We start from the raw sequence: 12,504 nt of genomic DNA, 5'->3' as shown, positions 1-12,504 counted from the left end.
AAGCCAGTAGTCTTTGATTGAGATCCTTAACTGACATTAAGTACATGCCATCGTGAATTAAAGCATCAATTATGTCTCAAATACCGAACACAGTCGAAGTAGAAAGACATCGCGCCGCCATGACGCGGGTAGAATTATCTCGTCCGGTGCGGTTGGCGATCGAGTCGGGTATTATTACGATAGAGACAACTATTTTTGACTATGGTTGTGGGGTTGGGGGCGATGTTAAAAGATTGAAATCATCGGGTTATAACTGCGAGGGATGGGATCCGTATTATTTTCCAGATGATGAGATTCGATCGGCTGATGTTGTTAATTTAAGCTATATTATTAACGTCATCGAAAATCCGATCGAACGAGATCGAGCATTAAGTCATGCTTGGGAATTAACTCAAGGAGTATTAATTGTTGCCGCACAGATTTTAGTCAACGATCTCAGCGGAATGTTAGCTTATAGCGATGGAATTTTAACTAAGCGCAATACCTTTCAGAAATATTATCAACAAATCGAATTAAAAGAATATATCGATCGCGTTTTAGCTGTTGACTCTATTCCGATTGGTTTGGGGATATTCCTAGTATTTAGGCATGAATCTCAAGCCGAAAGTTTTCGAGCCGCACGACTATATATGCGGATGAGTACGCCGCGCGTGCGAATTGAGAGCAAACGATTTGAAGACTATCAAATTCAACTCGCGCCACTGATGGAATTTGTGAGTCAACGGGGACGGATGCCGATTAAAGGCGAACTGGAAGCCGAATCAGATTTAGTCGCAGAATTTGGCAGTTTAAAACGAGCATTTCAGATTATTTTAACGGCTACCGACGAAGCTGAATGGGATGCGATCGCCTATCAACGATCGTTAGATTTACAAGTATATTTAGCTCTATCGCAGTTCGGGCAAAGACGCAGTTTGCGGAATTTATCGGCATCGATTCGGGCAGATATTAAAGCCTTCTTTGGCAACTATGAAGAAGCCTGCGAAGTTGCCGACAGATTACTATTTAAAATTGGCGAACCGGGCGTAATTAAAAAGGCTTGCCAGCAGAACAAAATCGGCAAATTATTACCCGCTGCGCTCTACGTCCATATTTCCGCTCTCAACGAAATCGATCCCAAACTGCGATTGTATGAAGGTTGTGCCAGTCGGAATATCGGCGGGACGGAAGATGCAAATATTATCAAATTTCATACCGAAAAGCCCTGTATTTCTTATCTGTACTATCCTGACTTTGAATCGATCGCCCATCCAGCCTTACAATGGGCAATGTTAATCGATCTCAGAGATTTGAGCCTAACATTTCGCGATTACTCAAAACAAGAAAATTCCCCGATTTTGCATCGTAAAGAAACATTTTTAAGTGAAAATCATCCGCTTTACGCGAAGTTTTCTAAGTTTACTAAGTCTGAAGAAAAAGCAGGATTATTTAGTGAAACTAAAACGATCGGCAATCGACAGGGGTGGGAGCGACGACTTAAAGAGTGCGGAGTTCAAATTAAAAATCATCGCCTAATTCGGCAAGTATGAAGCAGCCAAAATTTCACCTACTCAAATCTCCCAAGATCGGAAAGATATCTTTGCTTGCATTGATTGTTTATACGTTGTTAACGATTGCTGGAATTGGAGGCATCTTATTCTATTTTGGGATCGTTAGTATTAATTATCCAGATCGCAACCGATTTCCGATTCGTGGCATCGATATCTCCAGTCATCAACAGCAGATCGAGTGGGAGCGGTTAGATCGATCGACAATAAACTTTATTTTAATGAAAGCAACTGAAGGGGGGAATTTCAAAGATGCTCGCTTTCAAACTAACTGGCAACGGGCTAGTCAGCAAGGCACAATCGTCGGTGCTTACCATTTTTTCACATTTTGTAAATCGGGACGCGAACAAGCTCAGAACTACATCGATACAGTACCGAAACAAATCGGGACATTACCGCCAGTTATCGATCTAGAATTTAGCGGCAATTGCCAATCTCGACCGACACAAGCCGAATTAGAAACAGAATTAAATACATTTATTGCGATCGTCGAAAAGTATTATCGCAAGCGACCGATTTTGTACGTTACCTACGAATTTTACGATCGATATCTCCACAATCGTTATACCCAGCAGCCGATTTGGATTAGTGATTTTTATAGCTTTAATAAGCTACCCAAATTAGCCGATGGGAAACTCTGGTTATTCTGGCAATACAGCGAACGTGGTAGAATAGCTGGAATTCCGACGCTAGTAGATCTCAACGTTTTTAGTGGCGATAAAAATCAATTCGATCGATTAGTAAACGCAGAGGTTCCGTAGAAGCGATCGGCATAAGTCTAACTTACCTCTGGATGCTAATATCATCGCAATCGATTAACTATCGATCTCACTTAATCTGTAGTTTAAAAATTTTCGGGTGCGACTAGCATTAAGATTGAATAGGGTAAATAACCACCCCGACAAACCAGCAATATTTTTGTCCTAATTGTGAAACTATATACTTACCACACTCCCGAACGCACCCCCACAAACGAACTTCCTGTCTGTGCGATCGCGATCGACGTACTACGAGCTACCTCGACGATCTCAGCAGCACTTCACGCTGGAGCCGAGGCAATTCAGGCTTTTAGCGACATGAATACGCTCATGCAAGTGAGTGACAAGTGGGCACCTGAATTACGTTTGCGCGGTGGAGAGCGGGGTGGTGCGAAAGTCACTGGTTGCGATTTAGGAAATTCGCCGTTAGACTGCACGCCAGAAGTAGTCAAGGGTAAACGTTTATTTATCAGTACCACTAACGGTACTCGTACCTTGCAGCGCGTACAAGACGCGAAAATTGTCCTCGCCGCAGCTTTAGTCAATCGTCAGGCGATCGTCGATTACGTCATCTCTCAGCAGCCAGAGACAGTGTGGATGGTAGGATCGGGATGGGAAGGAGATTACTCTCTAGAAGATACCGTCTGTGCGGGCGCGATCGCCGATAGTATTATTACTAAGTTGGGCGTATCTTTGGCAGATGTAGCAGGCAATGATGAGCTAGTCGCCTCGATCGCATTGTACCGCCAGTGGAAAGATAATCTTTTGGACTTATTTTATATCGCCAGTCACGGACAAAGGTTGGTAAGACTCGAATGCTTTGACGATCTCAAATTCTGTGCGACTCCCGACACGTTAGATATTATTCCGATTCAAACCAGTGTAGGTGTGTTGCAAGCACTTTCTCATTAACAATACTGTGATGTTATGTTCCCAGCTTCTTGGAGGAAGTTGGGTTCTATAATTGAGCGAATTTTTCAGCTAAAATTTAAGAGTATCTAAAGCGGCGTAAGGTCGCCAACTTAATTATGACGCAAGCCACAGACATAGACATGAGAGAGTTGAAAAGTGCGATCGAAGCTAATAGTCGTCAGATTGCTGAGTTAACAACGGAAATGCGAGTAGGCTTTGCAAATATTGATGCCAAGTTTTCCAATGTCGATACCAAGTTTGCCAATGTCACCGCAAATGTTGATGCCAAGTTTGCTAGTGTCGATACCAAGTTTGCTAATGTCGATACAAAGTTAGCTGAAGTTCGAGGCGAAATTACAGAGGTTCGAGGTGAAATTAAAGAAGTTCGAGGTGATATAAAAGCACTCGACAGCAAATTTGACGAACGGACTAAGGGATTTGCACAACGGTTGGATAATAAGGAGTTTATTATTCGTAGCACGATCGCGGCAGTACTGAGCGGTTTATTATTAACTTTTACTAAATTTCTGTTTTTTGGACTTACACCTTAAAGCGGTAGGGTAGACAGAGCCAGCCCTTCTAACGCGAACGCTTGCTATAGCCTATTAATTGTAAACTCTAGATATTCATGTCTCAATTAATTAACACGCTGAATCATATAGAATCGTTAATACAAAAATACAAGCCAGATGAATTAGAACGGGTGAAGGCACGTCCAGATTTAACACCTAAGCAGATTGAAGAAAAACTTTCCTGCTTACCTTATCAAGTGCCTGTCGAAATTGTAGATCTTTATAGATGGCATCATAGCGGACATAAATGTTTTGTTCATCTATTGAACATCTGGCAATTTTTAGACTTAGATGAAGCCATCTCGACTGCTCTAGACTGGAATAACAGCACTTTCTTGAATATGAGTGCATTTCCAGTTTTCTCAGTAGAAGATGTTATTTATTGGACTGTTGGGAATATAGAGCAACAAAATCTAGCACCGATTTGGAGCAATGATGAGGCTACTTTTCCACCTAATCCTGATGCTATTAGCTTGACTGTATTTTTTGAAGAGAATATCGAGCAATTAGGCTTCAAGTAAAACGAGCATCAAAGTAGTTGCGGTAGCAGTAAGTTGGGCAGTATCCATCATTTAAATTATCGGCGATGTTCATTCAGTCTTGTCAATATTTAAACCCTAATTGGTGGGCTACATAAGTATGGTAAATACAAAACATTTAGTTTATATTTTACCTTATCTAAATCAGGGTGGCACCGAAAGACAGGCATTAAGTCTCGTTAAAGAATTTCAGCATCGTTATCGGGTGACATTACTCGCGCCGACAGGGAAAGGGTTACCACCTTTTCTAGACCAACAACTCGATTACTGTGAATTTACAGCCTGGGAACGCAACTTCTTCAAAGGTTTGCGAGAACTAACTGCCGGAATTAAAGCCGCTCAAAAGCGTCAACCGATCGATCTAATTCACGTTCATGGCGCACACGAATTAATGATTCCCGTGCGGTTACTATTTCCCAAACTGCCGATCGTATTTACCGTACATGGCTATCATGGAGCCAGCGCAGATGTTAGCTATCGCCTCGCCTGTTTGTTTGCTAACTTCTGGGCAACTAAAGTAATTTCTGTCTGTCAAACCGAGTCCGATATTCTATTAAAATTTGGTATGAAGCCCGCCAAACTACAGATGATTTATAACGGCGTACCGACACCAATACTCGATCGATCTAAAGTCACATCGCTAGCTAATCAATTCAATTTAGATCCTACCACCCAAACAATTATCGGTACCGCAGCCAGACTATCTGAAGCTAAAGGATTGACTTACTTATTACAAGCATTCGCTAGAGTGGCACAAGGTAAATCAAATTTACGTCTGGTAATTGCAGGCGTAGGTGAATTAGAGCAACAACTAAAACAACAGGCTCAAGATTTAGCAATTGCCGATCGCACTATTTTTGCAGGATATGTTAACGATTTACCCGAATTAATGAGCTTATTTAACTTCTTTGTTTTACCCTCGCTTCAAGAAGCATGTAGTTTAGCATGTGCAGAAGCAATGGCTCAACAAAAAGCAGCAATCGGTACCACAATCGGTGGTATTGTCGAACAAATTGTCGATGGTAAGACGGGTTTTCTAATTCCGCCTAAAGATGTAGATACATTAGCTAATAAAATGCAGTATTTAGTCGATCGACCAGAATTAGTCGATGAATTTGCGCGAAATGGAAGGGCAAGGTATGAAGAATATTTTGCACTCGATCGAATGCTAGTTAAAACCGAAAATTTATACTCTAAACTTCTAACTTAGTCTTTCTCTCTGCGCTCTCTGCGCCTCTGCGGTTAAAAAATGAACAGCTCAGACTCACAGCAACCAACTAAAAAAGTTTTATTTATCAGTAACGGACATGGTGAAGATCTCAATGCAATTCAAATTGTGAAAGCCTTACGCCAACAACAACCTCAAGTAGAAATCGGCGCAATGCCGATCGTTGGATATGGGAATGCTTATCGCAATTTAAACATCAAGATTATTGGCCCGACCGAGCTTTTACCTTCCGGGGGTTTTGTTTATACTAGTACTTTTAAATTATTAACAGACATTCGATCGGGTTTATTTACATTATTATGGCGACAGATCCAAGCTATTCGTCAATATGGTGCCGATTGTGATGCGGTTTTTGCAATTGGTGATGTCATTGTCCTAGTCGGTGCTTATCTATCTGGTAAACCTTACATGGCGTTTACTTCGTCTAGTTCGGCATATTATGAAAATCGGATGAAATTCGATCTGGTGACTAATTGGCTGCTGAAATCCGATCGGTGTCGGCAGATATTTACACGCGATCTTTACACGGCACAGATGTTAAATGCTCAAGGTTATAGTAAAGCAATCTGTGTTGGGTTGCCTGCGATGGATGCTTTGGAAATAACCAATAAAGATTTACAATCGCAACCTAACTTGCCTTTTATTGCCTTATTACCAGGGAGTAGATTACCAGAAGCTGGTACTAATTTACAGTTACTATTAGATTTAGCGATCGCCACAACACCTTTATTTCCAGAGGGTGTTCAGTTTTACGCAGCGGTAACTCCCAATTTATGCGCTCCCGATCGAAATGGGATCGTTCCATTGCAACAATTGGCAGAGCAACACGGTTGGGAATATCACTCCGCTGGTTACTTAATTCATCCCAAAGATCGACTAAAAGTCCGGTATAGATATGATGCTTTTGCCGATATCTTAGCTCAAAGTGATTTGGTGGCAGGGATGGCTGGCGCAGCGATCGAGCAAGCGGTTGGTTTGGGTAAACCAGTGATTCAAATCCCCAGTGCAGGGCCACAATTTACCTATGCTTTTGCTGAAGCTCAGATGCGGCTGCTGGGGTCATCAGTGCAAACGATTGGGACTAAGCCAGCTACGATTGAAACTATAACCCAAGCGGCGCAAGTGATTCACCAGACGTTAGCCGATGCAGAATATCTCGAACAATGTCGGGTAAATGGATTGGAGCGAATTGGCGGTGCGGGTGGTGGCGAAGCAATGGCGCGGATTTTTGCCGATCTATTTTTAAAAACCAATTTATCCTGAGAACTATATCATAAAAACGATGTTTGATTTCTTAATTGTTGGAGCTGGTTTTGCTGCTTGTACTTTGGCAGATTGTATCGCGACAAAGTTAGGACGTAAGGTTTTAATGATTGATACTAGAAATCACATCGGTGGTAACGCTTATGACTACTATGATAATGCTGGAGTATTAGTTCATCGCTATGGAGCGCATATCTTTCACACTAATAGTAAAAAAGTTATTAATTATCTATCGCAATTTACAGAATGGCGAGTCTATCAACACGAAGTCCTAGCAAATCTTGACGGGGATCTATATCCGATTCCAATTAATTTAAATACGATTAACAAACTATATGGATTAAATATAAGTAGTCAAGAACTTGAAGGCTTCTACGAACGAGTTCGACACAAATATGACAGAATTGAGAATTCCGAACAGGCTGTGATTGGTAAAGTAGGCGAAGACTTGTATGAAAAATTCTTTAAAAATTATACATATAAGCAATGGGAATTGTGGCCCCACGAACTAGATGCTTCCGTATGTGCGCGAATTCCAGTCAGAACCAACAGAGATAATCGTTATTTTGGTGACAAATATCAATTAATACCAGCACATGGATATACAAAGATGTTTGAAAAAATGCTCTGTCATCCAAATATTAAAGTCATGCTAAATACAAGCTTTGAAGAGGTTGAAGGGTGGATAAAATTTGACCATTTGATCTACACTGGTCAAATCGATCGATTCTTTGACTATCAGTTTGGTAAACTACCCTATCGCTCACTGAGGTTTGAGTTTGAAACCCACGATACTGAGTACTTTCAACCAGTCAGTGTCGTCAATTATCCCAATGACTATGACTTCACTCGCATTGTGGAATCTAAGTATATTACTGGGCAAAAGCATCCTAAAACAACTATCTACTATGAGTATCCAGAAGCCGAAGGAGATCCGTATTACCCAGTACCGCGACCAGAAAATCGTGAATTATTCCAAAAATATAAAGCTGAATCAGAAAATCTTCAAACAGTTACTTTCGTGGGTAGATTAGCTCAATATCAATATTACAACATGGATCAGGTTGTTGCTGCTGCTTTAACTGTATTTGAAAATCGAATTAGTCAGCTTTAAACTAGCAAATCTACAAACAGTTACTTTTGTGGGCAGATTAGATCAATATCGATGTTACAACATGGATCGAGTTGTTGCTGCTGCTTTAACTGTATTTGAAAATCGAATTAGTCAGCTTTGAACTAGCAAATCTACAAACAGTTACTTTTGTGGGCAAATTAGCTCAATATCGATATTACAACATGGATCGAGTTGTCGCTGCTGCTTTAACTGTATTTGAAAATCGAATTAGTCAACTGAGCCGATCCTAAATTTCTTGACTGAATTGTCTAGCATAAAACTGAGCATATCGTCCGGTTCGATCGAGTAATTCGCTATGCGTTCCAGCTTCGATAATTTCGCCATTTTCAATGACTAAAATTCGATCGGCTTTGCGGACTGTTGCCAAACGGTGAGCGATAATAAATACCGTGCGATCGGCCATGATTCTTTCTAGTGCTTCTTGAACTAAGGCTTCAGATTCAGAGTCTAGCGCGGAGGTTGCTTCGTCGAGAATCAGAATGCGCGGATTAAATAATACGGCTCTAGCGATCGCAATTCGTTGTTTCTGACCGCCGGATAATGTCGTCCCTTTTTCGCCGACATAGGTATAGTAACCTTGAGAAAGTTGAGAAATAAATTGATGAGCATTGGCGATTTTTGCGGCCTCTTCTACTGCTTTAATATCAAACTCAGTTTGACCGAAAGCGATGTTTTGAGCGATCGATCCAGATAATAACACTGTATCCTGAGGGACGATCCCAATTTGCCGCCGCAGACTTTTAAGAGTGACATCGCGAATATCGATACCATCGATCGATATACTGCCAGATGACACGTCATGAAAACGATTTAGTAAACTTAGAATTGTACTTTTGCCTGCGCCAGAAGCTCCGACTAGGGCGATCGTTTCACCCGATCGGACATTTAGGTCAAATGATTTGAGAATCGGTTTATCGGGTGTATAACCAAAGCTGACGTGATGATAGTCAATCCGACCCGTGATGCGGGGTAATTCGATCGCGTCAGCTTTTTCAGTGATGGAGATTGGAATATTAAATAATTCAAATATTCGATCGACTGAAGCCTCTGCCTGTTTAATATCATTAAAATTACCAGTAGTCATTGAAATCGGATCGATTAATAAAACGATCGCGATTAAATAGCTCACAAAATTACTGCCAGTGAGATATCCCTGAGAAATCTGCCAACCAGCCAGCACAACTAAAAATAGAATGCTGGCAGCTTCAATCAAGCTAATAATTGGAATTTGAAAAGCCTTGAGATTTTCAGTGCTATATTTTGCTTGATAATTTAGTTCGGCTTCTTGTCCAAATCGGAAACTAGCATAATCTTCTGCTGCAAATGCCTGAATCGATCGCATATTGCCAGTAAATTCAGTAATTAGCGAAGCTAGATCGGACGTGCGATTTTGACTACGGAGCGAAAATTTCTGCAATTGTTCGCCAAACCAAGCAACAATCGCTGCGATAATTGGTGCGAGGACAAATACCGCAATTGTTAATTGCCAGTTAACCCATACTAGATATCCCAAAATTAGGATTAGCTGCAAGCTACAAGGAATAAATTGATGAAAAATCTTATAAATAACTTCGGCGACCCGATCGATATCTTCCGTCAGTCGATAGGCTAAATCTCCAGTTTGTAATTTCTGGGTGTATGCCGAACCTACTTTCAGCAGATGTGTATAGACTCGTTTGCGTAAATCTAATGTCACGGCAAATGCGACCTTTGCCATGAGTGAATCTTGCCCATACTGCACGATACCTCTAATTAAAAATACCCCACCACCGACTAGTGCATATTGAGTCAATAATTCGACTTTGCCTGCTCCTAGATATTTAGAAATATCACCTGCTAAAGATGCCATTAGCGGCGAAAACAGACTAAAAGCAATGACACAAAATAAACCGAGGCTAATCGTCTGCCAATGAGGATTGAGATAAGGGAGAAGTTGCCAATAGTTAGAACGCTGTTTCAAAAGACTCACTCGATCTCTAGATAATTTATTAATTCGACGCGATCGGATTTTAATTTGTTCGCAAAGTCAAGATCGCATGTAGAAAGATCCTAGCTTAGATCGGGTCGGTAAAATAGACTGGCGCAGAGCGACGACGCAATGACGCGGATTTTTGCCGATCGGTTTTTAAAAACCACTGAATCTGCCGTCAATTTAACTTAGCGATCGAACCCTGCTTCACCAACACCCGATTAGTCAATAAATCCGTTACCGTAACGACTAAAATTCGCTGCTCGGTTACTGCAAATTCGATCGCAATCCGATCGATCCCTAATTCCCCTGGGGGTTCTAATCTCGCCAAGCAAACAGAATTACGATCGCGTTCTAACGATCGATATTGAGATTGTTTATTTACCGGAATACTATTCATCCGCCCCTGCGCGTCATAAGTGACTTCTGCGGTGCTAATTTCGGCGATTTCACCGATATCTAAGCGAATTTCGGTTTGCCCTTCCAAGGCAACTTGAAGGGTAAGCGGTTCCTCGCGTTGACAGGGGTATTTAATCCCCGCTTCAAAAAGGGGAAAATAATTATAAGTCCGAGTATAAGGTTCCCACAGCCGGATGCAATATCCATGTCGCAGATAATCTTCCAAGCCCGCAATTTGGGTGAGTGCTAAGGCTCCATGCGCGACGGCTTCAAAGGGTTTGTGGAGTTGCACCCGCTGTTTGCCAAAGTAAGAGGTAAATAGTTGTTGAATTGCCTGAAGCTGACAGCTTCCGCCGACTAATAATATCTGCTCGATATCGACTTTCTGCACGCCTTTTCGCAAGCCCAGAGTCAGGATTTCATCGATCGCATCGCGAAATTGTTCGAGTAATTGTCTTTGTTCTAATAACTCCTCTAATTGCGATCGATCTAAAGTCAGATCGTAGGACATAAAAGTATCCTCATCCAGCCAACTTTCGCGTGCTTCGGTATCGTTCGTCAATCTAATTTTCAAGCGTTCGGCGATCGCAAGTAAATTTTGCCAACCGACTTCGCCGATAGTTTCTCTGTCGCTAGTTAACTTTACCAAATAATCTTCAATAATCCACCGATCGATATCTTCCCCGCCGACATATACATCCGTTTTGGCTAATACCTCCGCTTGCAATTTAAGATCGTCAATTCCCAAAGGTGACGTTCTCACCAAACTTAAATCCAGCGTGCCCCCACCAAAATCAGCCACTAGCACGATCGATCCCGGACGTTGCACCGCATAACCCAAAGCCGCAGCAGTAGATTCATCGACGAATTTAACCGTAGGTAACTTTAACTCGATGGCGACATCCTTAAACCAGTCTAAATATCGCTCGAAAGTACCGACGGGAACTGTAAAAATTACTAAAGATGGTTCGATATTAGCCGCTAAAACTTCTTGCCAAATCTGAGTCAGAAATTCGATCGCCACAGCATGAGAATCAAAAATTCTATCTTCGATCGTACGCGGTGGAATCTGAAAATCTGCCGCCAGATCGCGTTTAAACGCTCTAAAAAATCGTTGCGGTTGCGACAATCCCAATCGCTGCGATCGCACTTTCTCCCCAACGATAATTTCGCGCCCATTACCCACATATACCAAACTAGGAATGACCGCGATCTCTGCACTTTTACCGATCGTATCTCCCAAGCTAAATACCCGCGACAAGCCTGGAAACCGCAATGTTTTCGGCGTTTGGGTATCGGGTTCTATAATGCTAACTACCGTATTGCTAGTGCCGAAATCGATCGCGATGGCTGTCATAGATATTTTAGATTTTGAATTGCAGATTGTGGATTGCGATCGAGATTTTGGATTATCCGAACGAGCAACTATCTATTATTAATTTACTGCAAACTCGGTAAATTGTCGCTTAAATGGAGAATGAAAGCCAATAATTATATCGTGCTTAGGAATGCCCTTGCTTACTAAATCATTTGCGATACCGACCTCAGTACCATCATGTTGAATCCAGATTTTTTCATTTTTAATATCCAAATGCAAAACACAGCCATAAACTCTGTATTTATGCGACCAACCAACATGAACCACCTGATATCGATCGCGCTCTAGATCGAAAATTAATTCAGCCTCTACCTCTTCGTTTGCTGCTTTAATTTGGCTGTATTCGGTTAATAGATCTCGGACTATTTGCCGATATTCATCTATTTTTGCCATCTGACTATCTCCTCATCCTCTGGTTCGTAAACAATTAAGTTGACTTTATATTTTTCGATCAATCTACGAGGTAGTTCTAGTGAGAAAAAACCTCGATCTACATCTATGGGTATAGCCAGATACAAGATGCGATTTGGATCTCGTTCTTCCAAAGCTAATTGATACTTGAGGAATTGTCCTAATGCAGTACTAAATTCTGTTGTTGCTGAAACTCCAATAAAACTCTTGATTTCAACAGCAATTTTTTCGCCATTTTTTTCGGCACTCATTAGTTGCTCTGCCGCCAGATCTACATACATATCTACTCCACCAAACCGTAAGAATAGAGGATCGTCAGTAATTATCCATTGCTCTTTTTCCAGCGCATGTCTTACCGCATCATGAAAAATATCTTTAGCTGGCACGATCGAT

Annotated in this window: 13 protein-coding genes; 9 read left to right on the top strand and 4 right to left on the bottom strand. The window is 41.5% G+C overall.

The genetic code is table 11. The annotated features are described in order from the left end of the window. Nucleotides 1-71: 71 nt before the first annotated feature. The 9 genes from RMO79_RS17120 to RMO79_RS17080 all read left to right on the top strand — a co-directional run bounded on the left by RMO79_RS17120 (nt 72) and on the right by RMO79_RS17080 (nt 8,184). The gene (locus tag RMO79_RS17120) at nt 72-1,529 is read left to right on the top strand and encodes a DNA phosphorothioation-associated putative methyltransferase (protein WP_310484428.1); all 1,458 of its coding nucleotides are present in this window, start codon (nt 72-74) and stop codon (nt 1,527-1,529) included. Continuing rightward, nucleotides 1,526-2,308: a GH25 family lysozyme gene (locus tag RMO79_RS17115; protein WP_310484427.1), complete on the top strand. Its 783-nt coding sequence runs from the start codon at nt 1,526-1,528 to the stop codon at nt 2,306-2,308. The genes RMO79_RS17120 and RMO79_RS17115 overlap by 4 nt, the downstream gene beginning before the upstream one ends. Nucleotides 2,309-2,476: 168 nt before the next feature. Further along, nucleotides 2,477-3,217, top strand: coding sequence for a 2-phosphosulfolactate phosphatase family protein (locus RMO79_RS17110; protein ID WP_310484426.1), 741 nt, complete (start codon nt 2,477-2,479; stop codon nt 3,215-3,217). Between the two features lie 116 nt (nt 3,218-3,333). Continuing rightward, nucleotides 3,334-3,768, top strand: coding sequence for a hypothetical protein (locus RMO79_RS17105; RefSeq protein ID WP_310484425.1), 435 nt, complete (start codon nt 3,334-3,336; stop codon nt 3,766-3,768). 77 nt (nt 3,769-3,845) lie between these two features. After that, on the top strand, nt 3,846-4,310 hold the full coding sequence (locus RMO79_RS17100) for a hypothetical protein (RefSeq protein WP_310484424.1): 465 nt from the start codon (nt 3,846-3,848) through the stop codon (nt 4,308-4,310). 118 nt (nt 4,311-4,428) lie between these two features. Then, the gene (locus RMO79_RS17095; RefSeq protein WP_310484422.1) at nt 4,429-5,538 is read left to right on the top strand and encodes a glycosyltransferase family 4 protein; all 1,110 of its coding nucleotides are present in this window, start codon (nt 4,429-4,431) and stop codon (nt 5,536-5,538) included. Between the two features lie 39 nt (nt 5,539-5,577). Further along, nucleotides 5,578-6,819, top strand: coding sequence for a lipid-A-disaccharide synthase-related protein (locus RMO79_RS17090; RefSeq protein ID WP_310484421.1), 1,242 nt, complete (start codon nt 5,578-5,580; stop codon nt 6,817-6,819). 19 nt (nt 6,820-6,838) lie between these two features. Beyond that, nucleotides 6,839-7,933 (top strand): UDP-galactopyranose mutase, encoded by a 1,095-nt coding sequence (gene glf, locus RMO79_RS17085; protein WP_310484420.1) that lies wholly within the window; start codon nt 6,839-6,841, stop codon nt 7,931-7,933. A 95-nt stretch (nt 7,934-8,028) separates the two neighbouring features. Further along, nucleotides 8,029-8,184, top strand: coding sequence for a hypothetical protein (locus tag RMO79_RS17080; RefSeq protein WP_310484419.1), 156 nt, complete (start codon nt 8,029-8,031; stop codon nt 8,182-8,184). Here the strand turns inward: RMO79_RS17080 and RMO79_RS17075 are convergent. From RMO79_RS17075 to RMO79_RS17060, 4 genes are all read right to left on the bottom strand, one after another. Next, complete coding sequence (locus RMO79_RS17075; protein WP_396136619.1) at nt 8,181-9,914, bottom strand: ABC transporter ATP-binding protein; 1,734 nt, start codon at nt 9,912-9,914, stop codon at nt 8,181-8,183. The two genes, RMO79_RS17080 and RMO79_RS17075, sit on opposite strands and share 4 nt — an antisense overlap. 187 nt (nt 9,915-10,101) lie before the next feature. Next, a complete protein-coding gene (locus RMO79_RS17070; protein ID WP_310484417.1) occupies nt 10,102-11,679 on the bottom strand; it encodes an Hsp70 family protein in 1,578 nt (525 codons plus the stop codon). Between the two features lie 78 nt (nt 11,680-11,757). After that, the gene (locus RMO79_RS17065) at nt 11,758-12,093 is read right to left on the bottom strand and encodes a XisI protein (protein ID WP_310484415.1); all 336 of its coding nucleotides are present in this window, start codon (nt 12,091-12,093) and stop codon (nt 11,758-11,760) included. Further along, on the bottom strand, nt 12,081-12,497 hold the full coding sequence (locus RMO79_RS17060; protein ID WP_310484414.1) for a XisH family protein: 417 nt from the start codon (nt 12,495-12,497) through the stop codon (nt 12,081-12,083). Before RMO79_RS17060 ends, RMO79_RS17065 begins: the two co-directional genes overlap by 13 nt. Nucleotides 12,498-12,504 lie beyond the last annotated feature (7 nt).

The sequence above is a fragment of the Chamaesiphon sp. VAR_48_metabat_403 genome (assembly GCF_031422475.1).
Lineage (GTDB): Bacteria > Cyanobacteriota > Cyanobacteriia > Cyanobacteriales > Chamaesiphonaceae > Chamaesiphon.
This window is presented reverse-complemented; position numbering and strand designations above follow the sequence as displayed.

Excerpts from the sequence above, each read along its gene's own strand:
- RMO79_RS17105 (WP_310484425.1), top strand. The coding sequence starts at position 3,334 with ATGACGCAAGCCACAGACATAGACATGAGAGAGTTGAAAAGTGCGATC.
- RMO79_RS17090 (WP_310484421.1), top strand. The coding sequence starts at position 5,578 with ATGAACAGCTCAGACTCACAGCAACCAACTAAAAAAGTTTTATTTATC.
- RMO79_RS17115 (WP_310484427.1), top strand. The coding sequence starts at position 1,526 with ATGAAGCAGCCAAAATTTCACCTACTCAAATCTCCCAAGATCGGAAAG.
- RMO79_RS17065 (WP_310484415.1), bottom strand. The coding sequence starts at position 12,093 with ATGGCAAAAATAGATGAATATCGGCAAATAGTCCGAGATCTATTAACC.
- RMO79_RS17070 (WP_310484417.1), bottom strand. The coding sequence starts at position 11,679 with ATGACAGCCATCGCGATCGATTTCGGCACTAGCAATACGGTAGTTAGC.
- RMO79_RS17120 (WP_310484428.1), top strand. The coding sequence starts at position 72 with ATGTCTCAAATACCGAACACAGTCGAAGTAGAAAGACATCGCGCCGCC.
- RMO79_RS17100 (WP_310484424.1), top strand. The coding sequence starts at position 3,846 with ATGTCTCAATTAATTAACACGCTGAATCATATAGAATCGTTAATACAA.
- glf (WP_310484420.1), top strand. The coding sequence starts at position 6,839 with ATGTTTGATTTCTTAATTGTTGGAGCTGGTTTTGCTGCTTGTACTTTG.
- RMO79_RS17095 (WP_310484422.1), top strand. The coding sequence starts at position 4,429 with ATGGTAAATACAAAACATTTAGTTTATATTTTACCTTATCTAAATCAG.